We start from the raw sequence: 25,882 nt of genomic DNA on the forward strand, positions 1-25,882 counted from the left end.
CAATGAGCGCCGCTTTTTTTGTGCCTGCGTAAAGCTAACCCTCTAAACCCTGTGGGGGCGGGTTCCACCAAAGGTATGCCCACCAAAAGCAGGTCCGTTATTCGTTGGACAAATCCGCCAACGGATGCCGCCCCTCCCATACCTTACGGAAATGCGCCTCGACCGCCGCTTGCGGCACATGATTGATATCTGGCCAATGCCAGTGCGGCTTGTGGTCCTTGTCGATCAACCGCGCCCGCACGCCTTCGCTGAATTCCGGATGGCGGCAGCAGTTGAGGCTCAAGGTGTATTCCATGCGGAACACACCGGCCAATGACAAAGGGCGGGCGCGGCTGATCTGCTCCCAGACCAGGTGCGCCGTCAGCGGCGAGCCTTCGGTCATGGTCCTGGCGGCCCGGGCGATCAATGGGTCCGGATGATCCACCAGCAGGCTGAGGGCTTTCCAGGCGCAGCGCACGTCGCTGACATCCAGCCACTCATCGATTTGCTGCCGACGCGGCAACCATTGGGCTTCGGGTTGTTGCGGCAGTGCTTCTTGCTGCAGGGCCTTGAGCAGGCTGTTGAGCTGCATCTCGGTCTGTTCCTGCCAGTTAAGCTGCAACAAGCCTTCGATCAGGTCATCCTGCTGCTCATCGAGCAGAAAGCGATCGGCCAGACCCAGATCGATGGCATCCCTGGCGTTCATGTGGGCGCCGGTAAGGCCGAGGAACAGGCCAAGCTTGCCCGGCAGACGCGACAGGAACCAACTGGCGCCGACGTCCGGATACAAACCGATGCTGATTTCCGGCATCGCCAGTCGACTGCTCGGCGTGACGATTCGCGTGCTGGCGCCTTGCAGCAGGCCCATGCCGCCGCCGAGTACATAGCCATGGCCCCAGCAGATCAACGGTTTCGGATACGTGTGCAGATTGAAGTCCAACCGGTATTCGGCAGCGAAAAACTGCGCCGCCAGCGGCGGCACTTCGCCGGGGTGGGCGCGACACGCTTCGACCAGGCTGCGCACCTCGCCACCGGCGCAGAAGGCCTTGGCACCATTGCCGCGCAACAGCACACAGACAATCTGCGATTCCCGGGCCCAGGCGTCGAGGCGATCGCGCAGGGCGTTGATCATCGGCAGGGAAAGGGCGTTCAAGGATTTTTCGGCATCCAGCGTGGCGACGCCCAGGCGCGCCCCGTTGATGCCGGTCAGTTCTTCGAAGTGCAGATTCATCGTGACCTCGATCGGAAAATTGAATGATCAGTATGACTGCTGTGGGGGAAAGTGCCGGATTGACGTCAGATCAATTGACAAGCCCTGTAGGCTTTCCTAGGGTGCGCCCATTGTTTCTACCGGGTGCAACCATGACCGCTGACGACCGTATCAAACTCGAACCCAGCTGGAAGCAGGCACTGCGTGCCGAGTTCGACCAGCCGTACATGGCGGAGTTGCGCGAGTTCCTGCGCAGTGAATACGCCGCCGGCAAGGAAATCTATCCGCCGGCCCCGCTGATTTTTAATGCGCTCAATTCCACGCCGCTGGACAAGGTCAAGGTTGTGATCCTCGGCCAGGACCCGTACCACGGCCCGGGCCAGGCCCATGGCTTGTGCTTTTCGGTGCAGCCGGGCGTGCCGACGCCGCCGTCGCTGGTGAACATCTACAAGGAATTGAAGCGCGACCTGAACATCGATATCCCCAACCATGGCTATCTGCAGAGCTGGGCCGACCAGGGTGTGTTGTTGCTCAACACGACCTTGACCGTGGAGCGCGCCAATGCCAATGCCCACGCTAAAAAAGGCTGGCAGCACTTTACCGACAAAGTCATCGAAGTGGTCAGCGAACACCAGCCGAACCTGGTATTCCTGCTGTGGGGCGCTCATGCCCAGAGCAAGCAGAAGCTGATCGATGCGACCAAGCATCTGGTGTTGACCTCGGTCCACCCGTCACCGCTGTCAGCCCATCGGGGCTTTATCGGCTGCGGGCATTTCAGCCGGACCAACAAGTTTCTCCAGCAGCATGGCGAGCAGCCGATCGATTGGCGGTTGCCGCCGGTTTAGTGGTCGGCAATAAGGGCCCCTTCGCGAGCAGGCTCGCTCCCACAGGGGTTTGAGGACAAACACAAATCCCATGTGGGAGCGAGCCTGCTCGCGAAGAGGACAACCCGGTCTACAAGTCCGGATCCGGTCTGCGAACCCAATACCTGAACAACGGCTCAGCCAGAAACAGCACGAACAACAGCCGCATCACCTGTAGCGCCGTCACCAACGGCACCGACAGTTGCAGGGTCTCCGCCGTCAAGCTCATTTCGGCGATGCCGCCGGGCATCATGCCCAGGGTCAGCGAGCGCAAGTCCAGGTGGGTCAAGGTGCTCAGGCCCAGGGCCGCAAGCGTGGCGATCAGCATGGTCAGCACCGTGCCAATCAAGGTACGACCCATGAACGACGGTGCGCGGCGGAAGAACTGCCGGTTGAAATGACAGCCCAGGCCGCTGCCGATCAGCCATTGGCCGATCTGGCTGCCGCCGTCGGGCAGGCCGATGTGCAGGTCCCAGCCGATGCTCACCGCCGCGCTGACCAACAAGGGCCCGAACAGCCATGGATTGGGTTGGCGCAAGCGCTCCCAGATCCAGGCGAGGAGGGCACCCGCCGGAAACAGAACCGCCAGCCACAACCAATCCACCGCCGTGGCGTGTTGCACCGGCGTGCCGTCACCGAGCAGATACTTGAAGGCAGCCGGCACGCACAACACCACCACCAGCACACGCAGGCTCTGGCCCGCGGCAACATGGCTGAGCATCGCGCCATTGCGGGCGCCGAGGTTGACCATCTCGCCGGAACCGCCCGGCATGCTGGAGAAAAAGGCCGTGGCGCGGTCTTCGCCGGTGCGGCGCATCAGCCAGACACTTACGATGCTGGACACGCTGGTGATCAGCGCGCCGAAGAAGATCAGGCCGAAGTGGCTGAGGACCTGTTCCATCACCACCGGCGTGAAGTGCAGGCCGATACCGATGCCCACCACCCATTGGCCGCATTTGCGGCCGCCGGGGATTTCCATCAGTTGCCGGGGAGTGAGACAGCGCACCAGGATGATCGCCAACAGCGAGCCGACCATCCAGGGCAAGGGCCAGCCGATCAGGCTGGCCAGATAACCGCCGGCCAGACCGACCAGCGGTGTTCCCCACCATTGTCTGAAAGTTGTCGCCTCAGACATTGGCCAGGGCACGACGCTGGGCACTGCGACGACGCCAGATGCGCAGCAGCGGCAGGAACAACATGATTGCCGTCAGGACCCAGCAGCCGAAGGTGATCGGGCTGGACCAGAGGATCTCCAACGCGCCATTGGAAATCGACAATGCACGACGCAGGTTCTGCTCCATCAGACCGCCAAGGATGAAGCCCAGCAGCACGGGCGACAGCGGGAAATCCAGCTTGCGCAGGATGTAGCCGAAGATACCGATGCCGATCATCAGGAACAGGTCGAACGTTGTGGCGTGCACGGCGTAAACGCCGATCCCGGTGATGATCGCGATGACCGGCACCAGCGCCCAGTTCGGCACGGCCAGGATGCGGGTGAAGATACGAATCATCGGGATGTTGAGGATCACCAGCATGACGTTGGCGACGAACAACGAAGCGATCAGGCCCCAGACGATGTCCGGCTGTTGCTGGAACAGCAGCGGGCCGGGCGTGATGTTATAGAGCGACAGCGCGCCGATCATCACCGCCGTGGTGCCTGAACCTGGGACGCCGAGGGTCAGCATTGGCACCAGCGCGCCGCAAGCCGCGCCGCCGATGGCGGTTTCCGGCGCCGCGAGGCCACGCTTGTCGCCCTGGCCGAACGTCCCACTGGCTCCAGCCATGCGTTTTTCGGTCATGTAGGCCACGGCACTGGCCAGGGTTGCGCCAGCGCCAGGCAATACGCCCATGATGAAACCGAGCACGCCGCAGCGGATGTTCACCCAGAACACCGAGGCCGCTTCCTTGAAGTTGAACATCATCCGCCCGGTGGCTTTCACCGCCTCCTGGCCGCGATGGGTTTTTTCCAGCAGCAACAGAATCTCGCTGATGGAGAACAGGCCCAGCACCAGTACGACGAACTGGATGCCATCGGTCAAATGGATGTTGTCACCCGTAAAACGGTACACGCCGCTGTTCGCATCGATGCCGACGCAAGACAGGAACAGCCCGATCAGCGCAGCGATGAAGGTCTTGAGCGGTCGGTCGCCGGCCATGCCGCCGAGGCAGACAATGGCAAACACCATCAGGACGAAATATTCCGCCGGTCCGAAGGCGATCGCCCATTTGGCCAGCAGTGGCGCAAACAACACCATGCCGCAGGTGGCGATGAACGCGCCGATGAACGAACTCCACGCCGACAGCGACAACGCCACCCCGGCCAGGCCTTGGCGGGCCATCGGGTAGCCGTCCAGGGTGGTCATCACGGTGGAGGCTTCACCGGGGATGTTAAGCAGGATCGAGCTAATACGTCCGCCGTATTCGCAGCCCAGGTACACCGCCGCCAACAGGATCAGCGCCGATTCCGGCGGCAGGCCCAGGGCAAAGGCAATCGGGATCAGCAGCGCCACGCCGTTGATCGGCCCCAGGCCCGGCAGCAGGCCGACCACGGTACCGATCAGCGTGCCGCTCAACGCGGTGACGAGGTTGTACGGCGTCAGCGCAACGCCAAAACCCTGGCCGAGATAATTCAGGGTATCCATATCAATTCTCCAGGACGCCGAGCAGGCCCAGGGGCAGCGGCACGTCCATCAGCTTGTCGAACAACAGATAAAGACCAATGGCCATGAGGCTGATGATCACCACGCTCGGCACCCAGCGGCCGCCGTACAGACGTGCCATCGGCACGCCGATCAGAATGCTGGCGAGGATGAATCCCAAGGGCTCGAAGGTCCCGGCGAATACCAGCAGCAGCGCCACGCAGATACCGATCTTCTGCAGGGTTTCACGGTCCAGGTGCGGATCGTCTTCGCTGTGCACGACGGGCGTGGGACGAAACAGCATGTACAGCAGCGCCAGTCCCATCAGCCCGAGTATCAGCAGGGGAAAGGCACGCGGGCCAACCGGTTCATAGGAAAAGGCTGCCTGATAGGGCCAGGCCATCAGTGCCAGGCCGATGCAGGCCAGCAGCAGCACCGCGGCAATAATACGTTGGATGACGAGCATGACTAACTCCTGGGCGGCGCCGACTGTGCCGGTGCCGCCGCGAGAACAGAGGCGATTACTGGATCAGGCCGAATTCTTTGGCCAGCATCTTGTAGTCGGCCACTTGCTTCTTCACGTAGGCGTCCAGCTCCGGACCGGTCATGGCGAACGGGAACAGTTCCCGTTGGTCGCGCAGCTTGGCGAACTCTTCGGAAGCCAGCAGCTTGTCAAAGGCGTTTTTCCACCATTCGTATTCTGCATCGGTGACTTTCGGGCCCAGGTAGAAGCCACGTACTACCGGCCAACGGATGTCGTAGCCTTGTTCCACGGCGGTCGGGATGTCTTTCATCTCCGGCTCGTCCAGGCGTTTATCAGAGAACACCGCCAGCAAACGCATGTCGCCGCTCTGGATGTGTGGCATGGAGTCGGAGATGTCGGTACTGCCCACCTGGATATGGCCACCGAGCAGGGCGGTCGCGATTTCACCGCCGCCTTCAAGGGCCACGTAGCGCAGTTTGCGCGGGTCGATGCCGGCGGCCTTGGCAATCAAAGCGGTCTGCATCCAGTCCTGGCTGCCGACGGTACCGCCGGAACCGATCACCACCGAGCCCGGATCTTTCTTCAGGGCCTGTACCAGATCGTCGAGGTTTTTGTAGGGCGAATCGCTTTTCACGGCGATGGCGCCATAGCTAGTGCCGACGGCAGCGAGCCAGCGCACATTGGTTTCATCAAAACGGCCAAACTTGCCTTGCGCCAGGTTCAGCAACGAGCCACTGGACCAGGCCACCAGCGTGCCGGCGTCGGCCGGGCGTTGTGCGACGACTGCGTTGTAGGCCACCGCGCCGACACCGCCAGGCATGTAAGTGACGCGCATCGGCTTGGTCAGCAGTTTTTCGTTGACCAGCGCGCTTTGCGCCAGTTTGCAGGTCAGGTCGAAACCGCCGCCAGGGGCAGCGGGTGCGATGCATTCCGGGCGCTTCGGCTCTTTGGATGGGTCCGCGGCGAGCAATTGCCCGGCGAACATCAGGCATCCGGCGGCCAAGGCTACTTTGCGCAGTGATAGGTTCATTTTTGTCTCCACAGGAGTTGTTGTTGTGTGTTTCAAGTCAGGCTTCGCAGAACATGTACGGTGCAGATCCGCAAACGCGTTTCAAAGACGCGGCAGTTCGGTCTGCGCAGCGGCACAGGCAAGGGTAGTCTGGTTGGGGCAGGAATGGCGGGTGGGCGTTGAAGCCAGAAGCTGTATGGACAGCATGATGAATACTCCGCTTATTGTTTTTATTCGGCGAAAACGCTTCGAGGCGTTTTTCGTTTCGCGATGTGTTTCGCGACCGGCAGTCGAAACTGTCCGTGGAGCGACTCTAGCGGCCCAACCTTTCGCTAACCTTTCAAAAGCTGTCAGGATGATTTTGAGCTTCACAGTGGCGGATGCGGCTGTAAACTCCGCGCCAAAGAATGGCCCCGACCATCCCTGAATCGAGGAAAACCCCATGCGTGTCCTGCTCGTCGAAGACCATCTGCAGCTCGCCGAAAGTGTCGCCCAGGCCCTCAAGAGCACAGGGTTGACGGTGGATGTGCTGCACGACGGGGTGGCCGCCGACCTGGCCTTGAGCAGCGAGGAATACGCGGTGGCGGTCCTTGATGTCGGGCTGCCGCGCATGGACGGCTTCGAGGTGCTGGCGCGCTTGCGGGCGCGGGGCAAGACGCTGCCGGTGCTGATGCTGACCGCTCGCAGCGACGTCAAGGACCGGGTCCATGGCCTGAACCTCGGCGCCGACGATTACCTGGCCAAACCTTTTGAACTCACCGAGCTTGAGGCGCGGGTAAAGGCGCTGCTGCGCCGTAGCGTACTGGGTGGCGAGCGGCAGCAGCGCTGTGGTGGACTGGTCTACGACCTGGACACCCGGCGCTTTACCCTCGACGAGGAACTGATGACCCTGACCTCTCGCGAGCAGGCTGTCCTGGAAGCGTTAATCGCCCGGCCAGGGCGGGTGATGAGCAAAGAACAACTGGCAGCCCAGGTGTTCGGCCTGGACGAAGAGGCCAGCCCCGACGCCATCGAAATCTATGTCCATCGCCTGCGCAAGAAGCTCGACGGCCATGCGGTGGCAATCGTGACGTTCCGCGGGCTGGGCTATCTGTTGGAAAATCGCGATGCATAAGCCCGACAGCCTGCGCTGGCGGCTACTTCGCAACCTTGCTTCGTTGCTCGTGGTACTGATGCTCGCCAGCGGCCTGAGCGCCTACTGGAATGGCCGTGAAGCCGCCGATACGGCCTACGACCGGACGCTGCTGGCGTCGGCCCGAACCATCGCCGCCGGTCTTTCGCAGCGCGACGGTACCCTCAGCGCGGACGTACCTTATGTCGCTCTGGACACCTTTGCCTATGACAGTGCCGGACGTATCTATTATCAAGTCAACGACATCCACCAGAAGCTGATCTCCGGCTACGAGAATCTTCCCGGGCCGCCGCCCGGTACGCCGCGCACCGACGATTACCCGGCGCTGGCACGTTTCTACAACGCCAGTTACCAAGGGCAGAATGTGCGCGTGGTGAGCCTGCTCAAGGCCGTGAGCGAACCCGAAATGAACGGCATGGCGGAAATCCGCGTGGCCGAAACCGAAGAGGCGCGGGTCAGCATGGCCCGCAGCTTGATGGCCGATACCTTGTTGCGGCTGGGCATGCTGGCGGTGGGCGCGCTTTTGCTGGTGTGGTTCGCGGTCAGCGCGGCGTTGCGCCCGCTGGAACGCTTGCGCACGGCGGTGGAGGAACGCCAGCCGGACGATTTGCGGCCGTTGCCGCTGGTGGAAGTCCAGCACGAATTATGGCCGTTGGTACGTGCCCTCAATCACTTCACCGAACGGCTGCGCGGCCAGTTCGAACGCCAGGCGCAATTCATTGCCGATGCCGCCCATGAGCTGCGAACGCCACTGGCGGCGCTCAAGGCTCGACTGGAGCTGGGCCTGCGCGCCAGCGAACCGTCGACCTGGCGCGAAACCCTGGAAACCGCGGCCCAGGGCACTGATCGCTTGACCCATCTGGCGAATCAACTGCTGTCGCTGGCGCGGGTGGAGAACGGCGCGCGGGCAATTGCCGAAGGCGGCGCACAATTGCTCGACCTGAGCCAGCTCGCCCGAGAACTGGGCATGGCCATGGCGCCACTGGCCCATGCCCGTGGGGTTGCGTTGGCCCTGGAAGCCGATGAACCCGTCTGGTTACGGGGCGAACCGACTTTGCTCAACGAGCTGTTGAGCAACCTGGTGGACAATGCCCTGGCCCATACTCCCTCGGGCGGTAACGTGATCCTGCGGGTCACCGCGCCGGCGGTACTGGAAGTCGAGGATGACGGCCCAGGCATTCCCGAGACTGAGCGGGAACGGGTATTCGAGCGCTTCTATCGGCGCAACCAGCAAGTGGCCGGCTCGGGATTGGGGTTGGCAATTGTCGGAGAAATCTGCCGTGCGCACCTGGCGCAGATCACCCTGCATGATGGGCAGGAGGGCGGGTTGAAGGTGCGGGTGAGTTTTGCTCCTGGCTCAGAATGAGCCCGAGCCGAATGCCACAGGTTATGACCAACACACATTCATTGCCCGGCCTGCTTAATAAAACATTGACCGCGCTTCTTCGATATCCGCGCAGCGGTCCTTGTTGTCCAGGTCGATGCCCAGCTTCCTGATCGCCGGAACCCCGAACGCGTCAATCCTGCTCAGCGGATGGTCGGCATCCTTGTAGCAGTACAGCGCGGCAACCTGCACCAGGTCGACATAATCGAGTTGCTTCGAGTCTCGGGTGAAATCCAGGTACAGCCCCGGCAACTTCACCAACCGTTCCGGAAACTCCCAGACACTGAGCAGCTTGTCCCCCAGCACGGGATGGATCGTCTCGATGACGTGATTGAGGCTGACCGGGTCCGACAGCAGTTCATTATTGTCCTCGGCGTACGTCAGGATCGGCAGCACGCCGATCTGATGGACCAGTCCACCCAGCGCCGCCTGATCGGGCTTGAGATGCGTGTAGCTGCGACATAACGCATAGCTGACGCCGGCGATCTCCAGGCTCTTGCGCCAGACTTCCCGCATCTTTTGCTCAACCACTTCGGAGCGAGCGTGGAATATCTGCTCCATGACCAGCCCGATCGCCAGGTTGCTGCTGTAGTTGACCCCCAACCGCGTGATTGCGGTGTGCAGGTCCGTTACTTCCTGGGTGGCACGCAGCAGGGGGCTGTTGACTACTTTTATCAGGCGCGCCGAGAGGGCGGTGTCACGACCAATCACTTTACTCAGGTTGCTGACGCTGATTTCCGGGTCTTCGGCGGCCCGGCGAATCTGCATGGCCACTTCCGGTAATGTTGGCAGGACCAGGTCATCATTATCGATGGCCGCCACCAAATCCCGCTGGACCTTATCCGCCAAATCGCTCATTTCGGTTCTCTAGGGTGTTGCGACAAAATGTTGCGATCAACGCTGGATTTCGCGGTCGCGGTCCAGTTCGTAAGGCAAGTCCAGCAATTGTAGCTCGGGTCCTTCCAAAGCTCCGAGGTGCAAATTGCCATCTTCCGCTGCTTCGGCCTGCAACACCGCCAGCAGTTCAATGTTTTGTTCGGCGCGGGCAGCAATGACCACTTCGCCGATGGAACTGCCGTGAGTGGGGGAGAATAGCGGAGTGCCCGGCTCTGGCAGCTCGCCTGCCTCCAGCTGCAGGCGATACAGCCGGCGCTTGAGCTTGCCGAGATACTGCATGCGCGCGACGATTTCCTGGCCGGTGTAGCAGCCTTTCTTGAAACTCACGCCGCCTACGGCCTGCAGGTTGAGCATCTGCGGAATGAACAGCTCGCGAGTAGCCGGCATGACCTGGCCAATGCCCGCGCGAACCTGGCCCAGCAGCCAGCGGTTGAGATCGCCTTCGGTCAGTTTCGCGCTCAGGCGAGTGCGCAGCGTATCGGCCTGTTCAGCGCGAGCCCAGAGTTCGGCGCGGGCTGGAGAGACGCGGATGGCGATCAAGGATTCATGGCGAACCACGCTGTCGGTATCGACCGGCAGTTCCAGGCCCAGGTCGGTGAGCGTGGCATCGGCGCCTTCCAGTCCGAAACGAACCCATGCGGCGCTCTCGTCGGTGAGCTTGGATTTGGAGAACACTGCGTATTTTTTCAAGTCCGCCAGTTGCGGTTCGAGCAATTCGCTGGCCATTGCCAGGAGCACGCCGTCGCCTTCAAGCAGGATCCTGAAGCTCGATTGCATCCGGCCCTTCTGGGTGCAACGGGCGCCGAGGCTGGCCCGGCTGTCGCTCAGGTAGTTGAGGTTGCAGGTCAATTGGCCTTGCAGGAATTTGCTTGCGTCCACGCCGCGGACCGCGAGAACGCCTTCGTGGGACAGGGTGCAGAAAAAAGCGGAATCAGCCATGGGTCATCGCAGGGTAAAAAGTCTGGCAGACATCATAAGGGGACGCCCTTGAAATGGGTAGTTCACAAAGGATCGGAGGCGCCCGACCAAAGCCGTCTGTTCCGCTACGGCCGGGCCTGTATACTTGCGCTCTATTTGAGGAGTGCTCCATGGTCGAAGATGTTGAACTGAATCGCCTCTACTGGCACAGCCGCCGCGGCATGCTTGAGCTTGACGTGCTGCTGGTGCCGTTCGTGAAGGAGGTCTACCCACATCTTGATGAAGTCGACCGTGCGTGTTACGTCCGTTTGCTCGAATGCGAGGATCAGGACATGTTCGGCTGGTTCATGGAACGCAGTGAATCCGAGGATCCGGAACTGCAGCGCATGGTCCGGATGATCCTGGACCGTGTCCAGCCCAAGTAGCCGCTTCGAGTGCCGCTGGCGCGCCTCCCGGCAGCTGCTGGCGGCCTATCTACTGGCCCAGGTGTTTGCCTTGGGCTCGTTGTTCCTGTGCTCGATTCCTCCCTGGCTCGCAGTCGTTGCTTCGATGTTGTGCCTGGGCCACGGCGCCTGGGTGCTACCGCGATATCTGTTGCTGAGCCATCGCCAGGCCTTTCGTGGTTTGCGTCGCGATGCCGACGGCTGGCAGCTCTGGAGCGAGGGCGGCGGCTGGCAGGCGGTGCAGTTGCGGCCGGACAGCCTGGCATTGCCGATGATTGTGGTGCTGCGCTTTCGCTTGCGGGGCGAGTGGTGGGTCCGCTCATTGTGCGTGCCCCGCGACGCGCTGGCGCCGGATGTTCATCGGCGCCTGCGGGTCCGGCTCAGGTTCAGCCGGCGTAGGTGGGCGGCACCAGGATAGTGTCCAATGCCTCGGGCAGCAGGTCCGGGTAGTCGAGGGTGTAGTGCAGTCCTCGGCTTTCCTTGCGCTCCATGGCTGAGCGAATCATCAGTTCCGCCACCTGCGCCAGGTTGCGCAACTCGATCAGGTCGCGGCTGACTTTATAGTTGCTGTAGAACTCATCGATCTCATCGAGCAGCAAACGCACCCGATGCTGGGCCCGTTGCAGGCGCTTGTTGGTGCGTACGATGCCGACGTAGTCCCACATGAAGCGCCGCAGTTCGTCCCAGTTGTGGGCGATGATCACGTCTTCGTCCGAGTCGGTCACCTGGCTGGCATCCCAGGTGGGCAGGGTGGTCGGGATGGCAACCTGCGGCAACTGATCGAGGATGTCCGCCGCCGCCGAGCGGGCATAGACGAAACATTCCAGCAGCGAATTGCTGGCCATGCGATTGGCTCCGTGCAATCCGGTGAAGCTGGTTTCGCCAATCGCATACAGGCCGGGTACATCGGTGCGGCCGTGCTGGTCGACCATCACCCCGCCGCAGGTGTAATGCGCCGCTGGCACCACCGGGATCGGCTGCTTGGTGATGTCGATGGAAAATTCCAGGCAGCGCTCATACACCGTGGGGAAATGACTTTTGATGAAGGCTTCGGGTTTGTGGCTGATGTCCAGGTACACGCAGTCGATGCCCAAGCGCTTCATTTCATGGTCGATGGCCCGCGCAACGATGTCCCGTGGGGCCAGTTCGGCGCGAGGATCGAAGCGCTGCATGAAGCGTTCGCCGTTGGGGAGCTTCAGATGAGCGCCTTCGCCGCGCAGTGCCTCGGTCACCAGGAAGCTCTTGGCCAAGGGGTGATACAGGCAAGTGGGGTGGAACTGGTTGAATTCCAGGTTCGCCACTCGGCAGCCTGAACGCCAAGCCATGGCAATGCCGTCACCGCAGGCACCGTCGGGGTTGCTGGTATAGAGATAGACCTTGGCCGCGCCGCCGGAGGCGAGGATCACGAAGCGCGCCCCGTAGGTGTCGACTTCGCCGGTGCCCCGATTGAGCACATAGGCACCCAGGCAGCGGTCACCTTCCAGGCCGAGGCGTTTCTCGGTGATCAGGTCGATCGCGACTCGCTGTTCCAGTAATTCGATGTTCGGCCGTTGCCGGGCCTGGGCCAGCAGGGTCTTGAAAATTGCCGCGCCGGTCGCATCGGCTGCATGGATGATCCGCCGGTGGCTGTGGCCGCCTTCGCGTGTCAGATGAAATTCAAAGCCGCCATCTTCGGTGCCCGATTGCTCGTCACGGGTGAAAGGCACGCCCTGGTCGATCAGCCATTGGATGGCTTCCCTGCTGTGCTCGACGGTAAAACGCACGGCTTCGCGATTGCACAACCCGCCGCCGGCGTTAAGCGTGTCGTCGACATGGGATTGGATAGTGTCCGCGTCATCCAGCACGGCGGCGACGCCGCCCTGGGCCCAGAACGTCGAGCCGTTGGCCAGGTCGCCTTTGCTCAGCACTGCTATGCGCAGGTTCGCGGGCAATGTCAGCGCAAGGCTCAATCCGGCGGCGCCGCTGCCGATTACCAGAACATCATGTTGATACTGTTGGCTCATTCGAATGGTTTCCGCTCAAAGCGACCCGGGTCGGGGTGGGTGCCAGGCATCCGGTTCAATGGGGGCAGGCGACCGTGCAGCCCACTAGTATATAGAGGGGGGGATCGGCACAATAGCCGGGCGTTCATGGCAATATGGAACCAGTGCGACAGGGAAGCGACGCGCTTCGTCGGATCAAGGTTTTGCTGAAACGGCGACAACGCAGCCTTTTCGAGGACAGAACGCTGTTTATCTCGTCACGGTTGCTAAATTTTCGTTTCGAACAGCTACAAATGGTGGGAACTTTTGCCAAGCGCCTAGGTTCAATAGACGGTTGTCTGCAAAAGGGAACAGCGTCGGGTTGGTGCAGGACTTCGATTCGAGTCCCATCCGACAGGCCCGACGACAGATTATTCGCGCGGCCGGGCAATCCCGTGCTGCGTTTTTCGTGCGTGCCGGATCAGAGCATGCCGGAAACTTGCTTGGAAGGGGGAGAACTTTTGCGAAAAGCCCGAGTCTATGGTTGCAAGCTTGGACGATTAGTAATGCAAGCCTCCTTCGAGCTTATCGAGGAGTGTTCATGCTAACCCAGGAAGAGGATCAGCAGCTGGTCGAGCGCGTTCAACGCGGCGACAAGCGAGCTTTCGATCTGCTAGTGCTGAAATACCAGCACAAAATTCTCGGGTTGATCGTGCGTTTTGTGCACGACACCCATGAAGCCCAGGATGTTGCCCAGGAAGCTTTCATCAAGGCGTACAGGGCACTTGGTAATTTTCGCGGGGATAGCGCGTTTTATACGTGGCTTTACCGCATCGCCATCAACACGGCGAAAAACTATCTGGTTTCACGCGGCCGCCGGCCGCCGGATAGCGATGTTAGCTCCGAGGATGCAGAGTTCTATGACGGCGATCACGGCCTCAAGGATCTCGAATCACCGGAACGTGCATTGCTGCGGGATGAGATCGAAGGCACTGTCCATCGAACCATTCAGCAACTGCCTGAAGATTTGCGTACGGCGTTAACTTTACGTGAATTCGACGGTCTGAGTTACGAGGACATTGCCAGCGTCATGCAATGTCCGGTGGGTACCGTGCGCTCCCGGATCTTCCGCGCTCGGGAGGCCATCGATAAAGCCCTGCAACCATTGTTGCAGGAAAACTGAGACAGCGGCGACAGCCAAGAGAGGAACGCCATGAGTCGTGAAGCCCTGCAGGAATCGCTGTCCGCAGTGATGGATAACGAAGCGGACGAATTGGAATTGCGTCGGGTATTAAATGCCTTTGACGATGTTGAAACCCGTGAGACCTGGGCTCGCTACCAGATTGCCCGGGCGGTGATGCACAAGGACTTGTTGCTTCCACGCCTGGATATCGCTGCGGCCGTTTCTGCTGCGCTGGCTGACGAAGCCGTGCCGGCAAAAGCCTCCCGCGGTCCATGGCGCAGCCTGGGTCGCCTGGCAGTTGCTGCCTCGGTTACCGTAGCTGTATTGGCAGGTGTGCGTCTGTACAACCAGGATGAGATTGCCGGCGTGCAAATGGCGCAGCAGTCCAATCAGCCTGGCCTGGCAGCACCACAGGTCAAGGGTCCGGCAGTACTGGCCGGCTACAGCGAAGGTTCGGAAGCTGCCGGTCCGATGACCAACGGCGTCCTGCAAGGCCAGCCAGGCTGGCATGATCAGCGTTTGCCTAATTACCTGCGTCAGCATGCCCAGCAGGCTGCGCTGAAAGGTACTGAAAGCGCGCTGCCATATGCTCGTGCGGCCAGTCTGGAAAACCGTTAAGGAGGACCATGCGCGCCATACCTCTTTTCTCGCTTCTGGTAGGTGGCTGGTGCGTTGTTCCAGCCTATGCCGGTGAAGCTCAGGACTGGCTCAATCGTCTGAGTCAAGCCGAGCAGCAGCAAAGCTTCCAGGGCACTTTCGTTTACGAGCGTAACGGTAGTTTTTCTACCCATAACATCTGGCATCGCGTCCAGGATGGCAAAGTCCGCGAGCGGTTGCTCCAGCTCGATGGTTCGGCACAGGAGGTCATGCGCATTGATGGAAAGACTCAATGCGTCAGCGGCACCTTGATCGCCGGGCTGGGCAATACGCCAGATGGCACCGCACGTGCGCTCGATCCGCAGAAACTCAAGAATTGGTATGACCTTGCCGTTATTGGCAAGTCGCGCGTGGCTGGGCGTCAGGCTGTCATTATCGCCCTGACCCCCAAGGATCAGCATCGCTATGGCTTTGAGCTGCATCTCGACAGAGAGACCGGCTTGCCGCTCAAGTCCCTGTTGCTCAGTGACAAAGGCCAGTTGCTCGAACGTTTCCAATTCACTCGCTTGAACATCGGTGAGCCTTCAGACGCTGATCTGCAGGCCAGTGTCGAATGCAAGGCTGTTGCGCAGGGGCCCGGTAAGGCCGCCATGGTGAAAACCGCCTGGCATTCCGACTGGCTTCCGCCCGGCTTTGAATTGACCAGTAGCGCTGCGCACAAGGACCCGGACACCAAGATCCAGGTCAGTAGCTTGATGTATGACGATGGCCTGGCCCGTTTCTCGGTGTTCCTGGAGCCGCTGAATGGTGCAACTGCCACCGACACCCGCACGCAGCTTGGCCCGACCGCAGCGGTATCGCGTCGGCTTACTACACCCCAGGGCGAGATGATGGTGACGGTGGTTGGCGAAATACCTATCGGTACGGCGGAACGGATCGCGTTGTCCATGCGTTCCGACGTCGCGGCAGCCCAATAACACGCTGCCCGGGTGGCTCGATTGCGCAAGAGGCCGGCAAGCGTGCTTGAGCAAAATGCTGAAACTTCCTGTCAGCATTTTCATTTGCAAAATAACCAGTTTTTTTCTATTAGGTCAGAGCCGCTCGGCTCTGGCCTTGTCTGTTTGCGGAACAAAAATACTGGCGTATCGTTCCCAGGTATTTCTGCTCCATATCGCTTAACCATGCTCGTCGTAACGGGAGCCGTATGTCGATACCACGCTTGAAAACCTATCTCTCCATTTTTGCCACCGTGCTGGTGCTCGGTCAGGCCGTTCCCGCTGTGGCGGTCGAGTTGCCGGACTTCACTCAACTGGTCGAACAGGCTTCGCCTGCCGTGGTGAACATCAGTACCACGCAGAAGCTGCCGGAGCGTCGGGTGATGGACCCGCAGATGCCGGACCTGGAAGGCCTGCCGCCTATGCTGCGCGAGTTCTTCGAGCGCGGGATGCCACAGCCGCGTTCGCCTGGCGGTGGTCGTCAGCGTGAAGCGCAGTCCCTGGGCTCGGGCTTCATCATCTCGCCAGACGGCTACATCCTGACCAACAACCATGTGATTGCCGATGCCGATGAGATTCTCGTGCGCCTGGCAGATCGCAGTGAACTGAAGGCCAAGCTGATCGGCACTGATCCGCGTTCGGACGTGGCCTTGCTGAAAATCGAAGGCAAGGACCTGCCGGTGCTCAAGCTCGGCAAATCGCAGAACCTGAAAGCCGGCCAATGGGTGGTGGCAATCGGTTCGCCGTTCGGCTTCGACCATACCGTGACCCAGGGCATCGTCAGCGCCATTGGGCGTAGCCTGCCAAACGAAAACTACGTGCCATTCATCCAGACCGACGTGCCGATCAACCCGGGCAACTCCGGTGGGCCGCTGTTCAACCTCGACGGCGAAGTGGTGGGTATCAACTCTCAGATCTACACCCGTTCGGGCGGTTTCATGGGGGTGTCCTTCGCTATTCCGATCGACGTGGCCCTGGATGTATCCAACCAGCTTAAAAGCGAGGGCAAGGTCAGCCGTGGCTGGCTGGGCGTGGTCATCCAGGAAGTGAACAAGGACCTGGCCGAGTCGTTTGGCCTGGAAAAACCTGCTGGCGCGCTGGTGGCGCAGATCCAGGAAGGTGGTCCGGCCGCCAAGGGCGGCTTGCAAGTGGGCGATGTGATTCTCAGCCTCAATGGGCAGCCGATCGTCATGTCCGCCGACTTGCCGCATCTGGTGGGCGCCCTCAAGGCCGGGGCCAAGGCCAACCTGGAAGTGATTCGTGAAGGCAAGCGCAAGAGTGTCGAGTTGACTGTCGGCGCGATCCCGGAAGAAGGCAAGGAACTGGATTCGCTGCCCAAGTCCGGCGTCGAGCGCAGCAGCAATCGCCTGGGTGTCGCGGTGGCCGAGCTGACCGATGAGCAGAAGCGAACCCTGGAATTGCAGGGTGGTGTGGTGATCAAGGAAGTACAGGACGGTCCCGCTGCGTTGATCGGCCTGCAACCCGGCGACATCATTACCCACCTGAACAACCAGGCCATCGGCTCGGCCAAGGAATTCACCGACATCGCCAAGGCGTTGCCGAAGAATCGCTCGGTGTCGATGCGCGTCCTGCGCCAGGGGCGTGCGAGCTTCATTACCTTCAAGCTGGCTGAATAAGCCGGTATTCAGCTGAAAAAAAACCGCCTCGATATCGAGGCGGTTTTTTTTATGCCTGGTAAATGCTCAGCCCATCATGTCCTTGACCATGCGCTCCTGTTCCATGAGTTCGCGCTGCCGGGCATCGATGCGCGATGACAAAGGAAAATTGCTCCCGGCGCGTCGTTTGGCGAAATCCAGTTGCTGGATGGCCTGGCGGTAGTCTCCAACCAACGCGAAATATTCGGCGCGTGCCTGGTGCAAACCGATGATATTGCCCGACAGGCCACGCGTCTCTGCCACCAGATACCAGATGTCCGGATCGTCCGGGCGGCTCTTGAGCAGGGTTTCCAGGGCTTTTTCCGCATCGGCCGGACGATTCTGCTTGAGCAACAGATCGACGCGAACCTGATTGAGCGGATAGTTGCCCGGATATTGGCTCAGCAGTCGGTCCACGCGAGATTGAGCATCCGCCAGCTTGTTGCTGGTGATGTCCAGGTCCACCTGGGCGAGGTTGTAGATGATCTCGTTGGGCGCTTTGGCCAGCAATGGCTTGAGGTTCTCCCTGGCTTCATTCAGCTGGCCGCCCTTGATCTGGGCGATCGCCAGCCCATAGCGGGCCACGTCGCTCTTCGGGTTCTCGTCCAGCTGTGCGCGGAAGCGCTTGGCCCCCAGGCCAGGGGTTTCTTCATAGGTCAGCTGGACCCGCGCGCGGATCAGTTGATAGCGCATGCTGTCTTCGATCCCGCCTGGCTTGGCCTGTTCGGCACGGTTGCGGGTGTCGGCAATGCGCGATTCGGTTACCGGGTGAGTCAGCAGGAATTCCGGGGGCTTGGCGTCAAACCGGTACTGGCGCATCAGGCGTTCGAACATGGTCGGCATCGACCGCGGATCGTAGCCGGCCTTCTCCAGGTTCTGGATGCCGATGCGGTCGGCTTCCTGTTCGTTTTGCCGCGAGAAACGCCGTTGCTCCTGGATGGCGGCGGCCTGGGTCCCGGCAATGGCCGCGATCCCGGCGTCACCGCCACCAGCGGCGGCAATCACGATGCCGGCCAGCAGCGCCGCCATCATCGGCACCTGCATGCGCTGTTGGGCTTCGACGCCACGGGCAAAATGGCGTTGCGACAAGTGCGCCAGTTCGTGGGCCATGACCGAAGCATATTCGCCTTCGGTCTGGGCGTTGAGGAACAGGCCGCCGTTGACCCCGACTATCCCGCCGGGTGCGGCGAACGCGTTGAGCTGGGGGCTGTTGATCAGGATAAACTCCAGGCGCCGGTCGTTGACCTGGCTGGTCTCCACCAGCTTGTAGACGCTGGATTCGACATAATCCTTGAGCTGCGGATCGTTGAGTTGCGAGACTTGGCTGCGCAGCAGGGCCAGCCAGGCGCGGCCCAATTGATGCTCCTGTTCCGGCGAGACGATGGCAGAACTGGCATCGCCAAGTGACGGCAGGTCGTCGGCGAAGCCCGGTGAGGCGAGCAGGCAAGCGAGCGTCAGCAGGGTGGGGCGCAGAAATGTCATGCACGAAGCCTTAGTCGACAAAGACCTTACTGTAGCCGGACAGCGGGTCCGGGACCAGATATTCTAGGCCGCTCGACGACCTGTTGCGGAGTGAAACAATGACCGATGCTGTAGCCCACGATGCCGAGCTGGACGCCAGCGGCCTGAACTGTCCGTTGCCGTTGCTCAAGGCCAAGCTGGAACTCAATCGCCTGGCCAGTGGCGCCGTGCTCAAGGTGACTGCTACGGATGCGGGCTCCCAGCGTGACTTTCGCACCTTCGCCCGCTTGGCCGGTCATACGCTGCTTCGTGAAGAAGACGAAAACGGCGTCTACCGTTACTGGCTGAAAAAGGCCTGAAAACCGACAGCGTCTCCTAAGGATTTTTAATGTTCAAAGTGTTACGCGACTGGATCCAGCGCTACTTCTCCGATGAGGAAGCGGTGGTCCTGGCAGTGCTGCTGTTCCTGGCGTTTACAGCGGTCCTGACGCTGGGCGGAATGCTCGCGCCGGTGCTGGCGGGAATGGTGCTGGCGTACCTGATGCAAGGGCTGGTCACTGCCCTGGAACGCTTGCGTTTGCCCGGATCCGTGGCGGTGGGGCTGGTGTTCGCGTTGTTCATGGGGCTGCTTGTGGTGTTTCTCGTGGTCATCGTGCCGTTGCTCTGGCACCAATTGGTGACCCTGTTCAATGAGTTGCCGGGAATGCTCGCCAAATGGCAATCGCTGTTGTTGCTGCTGCCTGAGCGCTATCCGCATCTGGTCTCGGACGAGCAAGTGTTGCAGACCATCGAAGTGGTGCGTGGTGAGATCGGCAAGTTCGGCCAGTGGGCGCTGACGTTTTCGCTGTCCAGCCTGCCGTTGCTGGTGAACATCATGATCTACCTGGTGCTGGTGCCGATCTTGGTGTTCTTCTTCCTCAAGGATCGCGAAATGATCGGACGCTGGGTCCGAGGCTACTTGCCGCGCGAGCGGGCATTGATCACCCGTGTGGCCCAGGAGATGAACCGGCAGATCGCCAACTACATCCGTGGGAAAGTCATCGAGATTTTCATCTGTGGCGGCGTGACCTACATCGGCTTTGTGGCCCTGGGTCTCAACTATGCCGCGTTGCTGGCATTGCTGGTGGGCATTTCGGTGGTGGTGCCTTACGTCGGTACCGTGGTTGTGACCGTGCCGGTCGCGCTGATCGCATTGTTCCAGTGGGGCTGGAGCGATCAGTTTATCTATCTGATGGCGGTGTACGGGATCATCCAGACCCTGGACGGCAACGTGCTGGTGCCGCTGCTGTTCTCCGAGGCGGTGAACCTGCATCCGGTGGCGATTATCTGCGCGGTGCTTTTGTTTGGCGGGCTGTGGGGCTTCTGGGGGGTATTTTTTGCGATTCCCCTGGCTACGTTGTTCAAGGCGGTGCTGGATGCGTGGCCGAGCAAGGAGCCGGTGGTGGCGCCGTTGTTGTAGAAGTCAATCTGACTGGTCGGGAGGCTGATGGCCCCTTCGCGAGCAGGCTCGCTCCCACAGGGGATTGATTAACGCCACAAATCCAGTGTGGGAGCGAGCCTGCTCGCGAATGAGGCCAGTGCAGACAACAAAGAACTTCAGGCTTGGTTGAGCGCCTGAGCCGCCGCCAGCACCGCATCCACATGCCCCGGCACCTTCACGCCGCGCCATTCCTGGCGCAGCACGCCATCCTTGTCGATCAAAAAGGTGCTGCGGTCAACGCCCAGGTATTCCTTGCCGTACAGCTTCTTCAGCTTGATCACGTCGAACAGCTGGCAGACCGTTTCGTCCTTGTCGCTGATCAGCTCGAAGGGGAACTCCTGCTTGCACTTGAAGTTCTCGTGGGACTTGATGCTGTCTCGCGACACACCGAACACCTCGGTGTTGGCGGCCTGGAACTGTCCGTACTGATCGCGAAAACCCTGGCCTTCGGTGGTGCAGCCGGGGGTGCTGTCTTTCGGATAGAAATAAATGACCACCTGTTTGCCTTTCAGGGCGGCGAGGCTGATGGTCTGCCCGCTGGTGGCGGGCGCCTGGAAATCGGTAACCGGCTGGTCGATGGCAACGGCCATGAACGCTTCCTTACATTGGGTTTTGTGGGCGCCACGGTTCGATCAGTGCGTCCAGGTTCATCGCGTCGGCGAAATCCAGGAACTGATCGCGCAGCCAGCTGATCTGGGTGCCGGCCGGCAATGTCACGGTGAACGTGGCGTTGAGCATGGTGCCGCCAGTCTGCGGGGCCTGATAGGTATCGCAGGTCAGGTTTTCCAACTCGACGTGATGGTCCATGAAGAACTGGCACAGTTCGTTGATGATGTCCGGGCGGTAGGCCGAACTCACATAAGCAACATAGGGCAGGGCCTGGGGACGATTTTCCAGGGCGGCGCTGCGCACTACGTTGACGGTGAAGGCGTGCTTCTTGGCCAGCACCGGCAGGCTGCCCTCCAAGCGCGCCAGGGCGTCCCAGCTGCCGGAAATCTCCAGCACAAGGGCGCTGCATTCGCCGTGACGGGTCAGGCGTGAGGTCACGACGGCGCAGCGATTTTCATGGCTGGCGCGGCACAGGACGTTAGTCAGCTCCATGGGGTTTGCGCCAAGGGCACTGATAACAAGGAATTGTTCGCGGACTGTGGGGGTGGACATGCAGCATTCCTAAAGCGATGAGCGGTCGGTACCTTTGTGCCGCGCGGCACGGTAGCAGCCCTGCGAAAGCGAACGGTTCAAGCCCTCTGCCCGGGTTTCTGCTGCATTGCGGGATCAGCCAATGCTTCAGGACAAACGCAGGATCGGGGCTTGTAGCGACGAAAACGGAGGCTGGGAACCGGCGTGTGAGCTTATCGGTACCGATCAAAGCCTGAAGGGTAGCGAAAACCATCGCCAAGGGGAATGGGAGTTCGCTTGTACAAGCATCTTGGCGCCAGTACCATTACCGCTCTCTTTTTCCGGCAGGAGCGGTTTCATGATTGCGGGCAGTATGGTGGCACTGGTCACACCCATGGATGCACAAGGGCGTCTTGACTGGGCCAGCCTCAGCAAACTCGTGGACTTCCACCTTGAAAACGGCACCCACGCCATCGTTGCCGTCGGTACCACCGGCGAGTCGGCCACCCTTGACGTCAACGAGCACATCGAAGTCATCCGCGCGGTGGTCAAGCAGGTCAATGGCCGCATTCCGGTAATCGCCGGCACCGGCGCCAACTCGACCCGCGAAGCCGTCGAGCTGACCCGAAACGCCAAGGAAGCCGGGGCCGACGCCTGCCTGCTGGTCGTTCCGTACTACAACAGGCCGACCCAGGAAGGCCTGTACCAGCACTTCAAGCACATCGCCGAAGCCGTCGACATCCCGCAGATCCTCTATAACGTTCCCGGCCGCACCTCCTGCGACATGCAGGCCGAGACCGTGATCCGCCTGTCCACCGTGCCGAACATCATCGGCATCAAGGAAGCCACTGGCGACCTGACGCGTGCCAAGGCCATCCTCGATGGCGTGAGCAAGGACTTCATCGTCATGTCTGGCGATGATCCGACCGCTGTCGAGCTGATCCTGATGGGCGGCAAGGGCAATATTTCCGTCACCGCCAACGTCGCGCCACGCGCCATGGCCGACCTGTGCGAGGCCGCGCTCAAGGGCGACGCCGAGACCGCACGGGCAATCAACGAAAAACTGATGCCGCTGCACAAGGACCTGTTCATCGAAGCCAACCCGATCCCGGTGAAATTCGCCCTGGTCGAAATGGGCCTGATGCACGAAGGCATCCGCCTGCCGCTCACCTGGTTGAGCACTACCTGTCACGAACAGCTGCGGCAGGCCATGCGCCAGTCCGGCGTCCTGGTTTAATTGAGGAACTACACCGCATGAAGCGAATGGCCGGCCTTTCCGCACTTGCCTTGATTATCTCCAGCACCAGTGGCTGTGGATGGATCTGGGGCCCGGATGGTTATTTCCGCGACCGTGGTAGCGATTACCTCGAAGCGCAACAGACTGCACCGATGCAACTGCCACCTGATGTCAGCGTTGCCAAGCGCCTGGATCCGCTGCTGCCGATCCCGCGCAACGTCGCCGATGACAGCGTCAAGGGCGAATACGTTGTCCCGCGCCCACAGCCGCTGTCGGCCGTAGCCGATGCCAGCGACTACACCCTGCAGAAGAGCGGTGATTCGAGCTGGGTCATGGGCCAGCATCCACCGGCCGAAGTCTGGCCCGTGGCTATCCAGTTCTTCCAGGACAACGGTTTCCGCCTGGACGAACAGCGCCCGCAGACCGGCGAATTCACCACCACCTGGCAGCGCTCCGATGAACTGTCCGCGGCCATGGCCAAGCGCCTGAGCGCCGCCGGTGTCGCAGCCGACAGCGAAACCCGCGTGCGCGTGCGCATCGAGCCGGGCGTGCAGCGCAACACCAGTGAAATCTACGTGGTCAGCGCCGAGCGTCCCGCCGGCAGCACTGCCGACGTGGCTTTCACCAATCGCTCGGTCAATGGCAGTCTCGACGCCGCGCTGGTCGACGACATGCTTGCCAGCATGAGCCGTAACGCCGAGCAGGGCGGTTCGGTCTCGATGCTCGCGACCCGTGACTACGACACGCCGAGCCGGGTCAGCCTGAGCGAAGACGGCAGCGGCAACCCGGTGCTCAACGTCGGCTCCGACCTCGACCGCGCCTGGTCGAGCGTTGGCCGCGCGCTGGAGCAGGGCGAATGGCGGGTTGAAGACATCAACCGCAGCCTGGGTCTCTACTACATTAACCTCGCTGAAAAAGCCGAGAAGAAAGACGAGAAGCCTGGCTTCTTCAGTAGCTTGTTCGGCAGTGCGCCGGACAAGGAAGAAATCGAAGCCCGCGCCGAGCGTTACCAGGTTCGCCTGAGCAAGGTCGGCGACAACGTCCAGGTCACCGTCGAGAAAAACATCAATACCGTGGCGCCAGCCGATGTGGCTCGCAAGGTATTGGGTGTGATTCAGGACAACCTGGGCTGATCCGATGCGTTTTGCCGTTCTCGGCAGCGGTAGCCAGGGGAACGGCACGCTGATAGCCAGTGCTGGCACCTACGTGCTGGTCGATTGCGGTTTCTCCCTGCGGGAAACCGAGAAGCGCCTGTTGCGCCTGGGTGTGCATCCGGCGCAACTGAGCGCGATACTCGTGACCCACGAACATGCCGACCACGTGCATGGCGTGGGTTTGCTGTCTCGGCGCTACAATCTGCCGGTCTACCTCAGTCGCGGGACGTTCGGTGGCCTGCGCAAGCCCATCGAGCCGGCTGGCTTCGTGGCCGGTGGCGAGCAGTTGCGTATCGGTGCCCTGGACATCAGCGTGGTCAGCGTGGCGCACGACGCCCGCGAGCCGACGCAGTATGTGTTCAGTGATGGCGAGCGGCGCTTCGGATTGCTCACCGACCTGGGCTCGTACTGCGACAGGGTGATGGACAGTTATCGGGACCTCGACGCACTGATGATCGAGTCCAACCACTGCCGCGACATGTTGGCGCGAGGGTACTATCCCTACTTCCTGAAGCAACGGGTAGGCGGGGAACACGGACATCTGAATAACCACCAGGCGGCATTCCTGGTGGCCGAGTTGGGCTGGCAAGGCCTGCAACACCTGGTCCTGGCCCATCTGAGCAGCAAGAACAACCTGCCGCAGCTGGCCCGGCAATGTTTCGTCGACACCCTCGGGTGCGACCCGGACTGGCTGCAACTGGCCGATCAAGATTCAGGGCTCGACTGGCGACATATCGCCTAGCCCATCTACTTAGCAAGCGGAGCCCATCATGGAAAAACGTGAAGAACTCTACCGCGGCAAAGCCAAGTCGGTTTACAAGACCGATGACGCTGACCGCTTGATCCTGCTGTTTCGCAACGACACCTCGGCGTTCGACGGCAAGCGCATCGAACAGCTGGATCGCAAGGGCATGGTGAACAACAAGTTCAACGCCTTCATCATGCAAAAGCTCGAAGCCGCCGGCGTGCCGACCCAGTTCGACAAGCTGCTGGGCGACAACGAATGCCTGGTCAAGAAGCTGGACATGATCCCGGTCGAATGCGTCGTGCGTAACTACGCCGCCGGCAGCCTGGTCAAGCGCCTGGGCGTGGAAGAGGGCATGAAGCTCAACCCTTACACGTTCGAGCTGTTCCTGAAGGACGACGCCAAGGGCGACCCGTTCATCAACGAATCCCACGTCGTGGCATTCGGTTGGGGCACCGCTGAGCAACTGGCGCGCATGAAGGAACTGTCGCTCAAGGTCAACGAAGTGCTGACCAAACTGTTCGACGACGCCGGTCTGCTGCTGGTCGACTTCAAACTCGAATTCGGCGTGTTCAGCGACGGCTCCATCGTCCTGGGTGACGAGTTCAGCCCGGACGGCTGCCGCCTCTGGGACAAGGACACCAAGAAGAAGATGGACAAGGACCGCTTCCGCCAAGGCCTCGGTGACGTAATCGAAGCCTACGAAGAAGTCGCCCAACGCCTGGGTGTTCCGCTGTAATCGACGCAAGCGTCTGATAGCACGGAAAAAATTTCGCTCGGGGGTTCGCTTCCGGCAAATGTGCTGGTATGATGCGCGCCACTGGAGAGATGCCGGAGTGGCCGAACGGGACGGATTCGAAATCCGTTGTACTGGCGACAGTACCTAGGGTTCAAATCCCTATCTCTCCGCCATATTAAAAAGCCCTGAGCGCTTAACCGCCTCGGGGCTTTTTTGTATTTGGGGGGGGCTTCCTCGACTCCGCCCCGACCGCCTTGGCCTTTTCTGTTGCACAACTAATATGGCCGCCCGTCAGAAAATAAGTGTATTCGGTGGTCCATGGCTTGATCGTGCGAGACTTGTATTGGGGCACAGAGGCACGCAAGTCGACGCTTGATATGACATGTTCGTCTTTTCTGGTCATTCGCATAGGCTTCGCCATCTGTTACATCATCACGCTTCCTTTATTCGGCTTTGATGGTGTTAAATGCACTCCTCGTGAACCATAGTGATCTACAGTGATCCTACTGAGGGCACGGAAATGCCCCGTAAGGGCCATGCTCGCCATGAAGCGCTCGGGCCATGTCCTGTTGAAAGTGCAGGAAAATTAGCGATGGAG

Annotated in this window: 26 protein-coding genes, 1 tRNA gene and 1 pseudogene; 17 read left to right on the top strand and 11 right to left on the bottom strand. The window is 60.8% G+C overall.

What is annotated here, in order from left to right; genetic code table 11:
- Window positions 1-97 precede the first annotated feature (97 nt).
- Window positions 98-1,210, bottom strand: a complete 1,113-nt coding sequence (locus J3P97_RS06675; protein ID WP_434673749.1) for an enoyl-CoA hydratase/isomerase family protein — start codon at window positions 1,208-1,210, stop codon at window positions 98-100.
- A 131-nt stretch (window positions 1,211-1,341) separates the two neighbouring features.
- Here J3P97_RS06675 and ung point away from each other — a divergent pair, with 131 nt between their 5' ends.
- Complete coding sequence (gene ung, locus J3P97_RS06680; RefSeq protein WP_434569500.1) at window positions 1,342-2,034, top strand: uracil-DNA glycosylase; 693 nt, start codon at window positions 1,342-1,344, stop codon at window positions 2,032-2,034.
- 109 nt (window positions 2,035-2,143) lie between these two features.
- On the opposite strand, the gene J3P97_RS06685 is transcribed toward ung, so the two are convergent.
- The 4 genes from J3P97_RS06685 to J3P97_RS06700 are packed head-to-tail and all read right to left on the bottom strand — an operon-like array spanning window position 2,144 to window position 6,205.
- Window positions 2,144-3,187 (bottom strand): AbrB family transcriptional regulator, encoded by a 1,044-nt coding sequence (locus J3P97_RS06685; RefSeq protein ID WP_434673750.1) that lies wholly within the window; start codon window positions 3,185-3,187, stop codon window positions 2,144-2,146.
- Window positions 3,180-4,694 carry a tripartite tricarboxylate transporter permease gene (locus J3P97_RS06690; RefSeq protein WP_434603045.1) on the bottom strand — a complete coding sequence of 505 codons (1,515 nt, stop codon included), beginning with the start codon at window positions 4,692-4,694 and terminating at the stop codon, window positions 3,180-3,182. The genes J3P97_RS06685 and J3P97_RS06690 overlap by 8 nt, the downstream gene beginning before the upstream one ends.
- Window position 4,695: 1 nt before the next feature.
- Window positions 4,696-5,157, bottom strand: coding sequence for a tripartite tricarboxylate transporter TctB family protein (locus J3P97_RS06695; RefSeq protein WP_305496223.1), 462 nt, complete (start codon window positions 5,155-5,157; stop codon window positions 4,696-4,698).
- Window positions 5,158-5,212: 55 nt separating this feature from the next.
- Entirely contained in the window at window positions 5,213-6,205 is a 993-nt protein-coding gene (locus J3P97_RS06700) for a Bug family tripartite tricarboxylate transporter substrate binding protein (RefSeq protein ID WP_434569497.1), read from the bottom strand.
- Between the two features lie 421 nt (window positions 6,206-6,626).
- Between J3P97_RS06700 and J3P97_RS06705 the strand changes: the two genes are divergently transcribed.
- Window positions 6,627-7,298, top strand: coding sequence for a response regulator (locus J3P97_RS06705; RefSeq protein WP_305496222.1), 672 nt, complete (start codon window positions 6,627-6,629; stop codon window positions 7,296-7,298).
- Window positions 7,291-8,682, top strand: coding sequence for a sensor histidine kinase (locus tag J3P97_RS06710; protein ID WP_305496221.1), 1,392 nt, complete (start codon window positions 7,291-7,293; stop codon window positions 8,680-8,682). The genes J3P97_RS06705 and J3P97_RS06710 overlap by 8 nt, the downstream gene beginning before the upstream one ends.
- Window positions 8,683-8,736: 54 nt before the next feature.
- Here the strand turns inward: J3P97_RS06710 and J3P97_RS06715 are convergent, their stop codons facing one another.
- On the bottom strand, window positions 8,737-9,558 hold the full coding sequence (locus J3P97_RS06715) for an HDOD domain-containing protein (protein ID WP_434569494.1): 822 nt from the start codon (window positions 9,556-9,558) through the stop codon (window positions 8,737-8,739).
- 36 nt (window positions 9,559-9,594) lie between these two features.
- Window positions 9,595-10,536 carry a YgfZ/GcvT domain-containing protein gene (locus J3P97_RS06720; RefSeq protein ID WP_434673751.1) on the bottom strand — a complete coding sequence of 314 codons (942 nt, stop codon included), beginning with the start codon at window positions 10,534-10,536 and terminating at the stop codon, window positions 9,595-9,597.
- A gap of 149 nt (window positions 10,537-10,685) precedes the next feature.
- On the opposite strand from J3P97_RS06720, the gene J3P97_RS06725 reads away from it, so the two are divergent.
- Together J3P97_RS06725 and J3P97_RS06730 are read left to right on the top strand one after the other, a co-directional pair.
- Window positions 10,686-10,940 (top strand): succinate dehydrogenase assembly factor 2, encoded by a 255-nt coding sequence (locus J3P97_RS06725; protein WP_039593311.1) that lies wholly within the window; start codon window positions 10,686-10,688, stop codon window positions 10,938-10,940.
- Window positions 10,924-11,376 carry a protein YgfX gene (locus tag J3P97_RS06730; RefSeq protein ID WP_434569492.1) on the top strand — a complete coding sequence of 151 codons (453 nt, stop codon included), beginning with the start codon at window positions 10,924-10,926 and terminating at the stop codon, window positions 11,374-11,376. Before J3P97_RS06725 ends, J3P97_RS06730 begins: the two co-directional genes overlap by 17 nt.
- On the opposite strand, the gene nadB is transcribed toward J3P97_RS06730, so the two are convergent.
- Complete coding sequence (gene nadB / locus J3P97_RS06735; RefSeq protein WP_434673752.1) at window positions 11,345-12,961, bottom strand: L-aspartate oxidase; 1,617 nt, start codon at window positions 12,959-12,961, stop codon at window positions 11,345-11,347. The two genes, J3P97_RS06730 and nadB, sit on opposite strands and share 32 nt — an antisense overlap.
- A gap of 559 nt (window positions 12,962-13,520) precedes the next feature.
- Here nadB and rpoE point away from each other — a divergent pair.
- From rpoE to J3P97_RS06755, 4 genes are all read left to right on the top strand, one after another.
- The gene (gene rpoE, locus J3P97_RS06740) at window positions 13,521-14,102 is read left to right on the top strand and encodes an RNA polymerase sigma factor RpoE (protein ID WP_003172477.1); all 582 of its coding nucleotides are present in this window, start codon (window positions 13,521-13,523) and stop codon (window positions 14,100-14,102) included.
- Between the two features lie 30 nt (window positions 14,103-14,132).
- Window positions 14,133-14,720, top strand: a complete 588-nt coding sequence (locus tag J3P97_RS06745) for a sigma-E factor negative regulatory protein (protein ID WP_434673753.1) — start codon at window positions 14,133-14,135, stop codon at window positions 14,718-14,720.
- An 8-nt stretch (window positions 14,721-14,728) separates the two neighbouring features.
- Entirely contained in the window at window positions 14,729-15,676 is a 948-nt protein-coding gene (locus J3P97_RS06750) for a MucB/RseB C-terminal domain-containing protein (protein WP_434673754.1), read from the top strand.
- A 227-nt stretch (window positions 15,677-15,903) separates the two neighbouring features.
- The gene (locus J3P97_RS06755) at window positions 15,904-17,331 is read left to right on the top strand and encodes a DegQ family serine endoprotease (RefSeq protein WP_434653358.1); all 1,428 of its coding nucleotides are present in this window, start codon (window positions 15,904-15,906) and stop codon (window positions 17,329-17,331) included.
- Window positions 17,332-17,397: 66 nt separating this feature from the next.
- Here the strand turns inward: J3P97_RS06755 and J3P97_RS06760 are convergent, their stop codons facing one another.
- On the bottom strand, window positions 17,398-18,831 hold the full coding sequence (locus J3P97_RS06760; protein ID WP_434673755.1) for a M48 family metalloprotease: 1,434 nt from the start codon (window positions 18,829-18,831) through the stop codon (window positions 17,398-17,400).
- 98 nt (window positions 18,832-18,929) lie between these two features.
- Between J3P97_RS06760 and J3P97_RS06765 the strand changes: the two genes are divergently transcribed.
- Complete coding sequence (locus tag J3P97_RS06765) at window positions 18,930-19,169, top strand: sulfurtransferase TusA family protein (protein WP_186612232.1); 240 nt, start codon at window positions 18,930-18,932, stop codon at window positions 19,167-19,169.
- 29 nt (window positions 19,170-19,198) lie between these two features.
- Window positions 19,199-20,269, top strand: coding sequence for an AI-2E family transporter (locus tag J3P97_RS06770; RefSeq protein WP_305496211.1), 1,071 nt, complete (start codon window positions 19,199-19,201; stop codon window positions 20,267-20,269).
- Window positions 20,270-20,406: 137 nt separating this feature from the next.
- On the opposite strand, the gene J3P97_RS06775 is transcribed toward J3P97_RS06770, so the two are convergent.
- Complete coding sequence (locus J3P97_RS06775) at window positions 20,407-20,880, bottom strand: peroxiredoxin (RefSeq protein ID WP_434673756.1); 474 nt, start codon at window positions 20,878-20,880, stop codon at window positions 20,407-20,409.
- Window positions 20,881-20,890: 10 nt separating this feature from the next.
- Window positions 20,891-21,451, bottom strand: a complete 561-nt coding sequence (locus J3P97_RS06780) for a glycine cleavage system protein R (RefSeq protein ID WP_003184325.1) — start codon at window positions 21,449-21,451, stop codon at window positions 20,891-20,893.
- A gap of 316 nt (window positions 21,452-21,767) precedes the next feature.
- Between J3P97_RS06780 and dapA the strand changes: the two genes are divergently transcribed.
- The 6 genes and pseudogenes from dapA to J3P97_RS06810 form a co-directional block, all read left to right on the top strand.
- Window positions 21,768-22,646, top strand: a complete 879-nt coding sequence (gene dapA, locus J3P97_RS06785) for a 4-hydroxy-tetrahydrodipicolinate synthase (protein ID WP_434673757.1) — start codon at window positions 21,768-21,770, stop codon at window positions 22,644-22,646.
- A gap of 17 nt (window positions 22,647-22,663) precedes the next feature.
- Window positions 22,664-23,779: an outer membrane protein assembly factor BamC gene (gene bamC / locus J3P97_RS06790; RefSeq protein WP_434673758.1), complete on the top strand. Its 1,116-nt coding sequence runs from the start codon at window positions 22,664-22,666 to the stop codon at window positions 23,777-23,779.
- 4 nt (window positions 23,780-23,783) lie between these two features.
- A complete protein-coding gene (locus J3P97_RS06795) occupies window positions 23,784-24,542 on the top strand; it encodes an MBL fold metallo-hydrolase (RefSeq protein WP_305496207.1) in 759 nt (252 codons plus the stop codon).
- Between the two features lie 28 nt (window positions 24,543-24,570).
- On the top strand, window positions 24,571-25,284 hold the full coding sequence (gene purC / locus J3P97_RS06800) for a phosphoribosylaminoimidazolesuccinocarboxamide synthase (protein WP_025212375.1): 714 nt from the start codon (window positions 24,571-24,573) through the stop codon (window positions 25,282-25,284).
- A gap of 83 nt (window positions 25,285-25,367) precedes the next feature.
- Window positions 25,368-25,457, top strand: a tRNA-Ser gene (locus tag J3P97_RS06805).
- 79 nt (window positions 25,458-25,536) lie between these two features.
- Window positions 25,537-25,660 (top strand): annotated as a pseudogene (locus J3P97_RS06810) (phage tail protein); the annotation flags it as partial.
- Between the last annotated feature and the right edge of the window lie 222 nt (window positions 25,661-25,882).

This window comes from Pseudomonas sp. R1-15 (genome assembly GCF_051132085.1).
In the GTDB taxonomy this organism is placed as follows: domain Bacteria; phylum Pseudomonadota; class Gammaproteobacteria; order Pseudomonadales; family Pseudomonadaceae; genus Aquipseudomonas.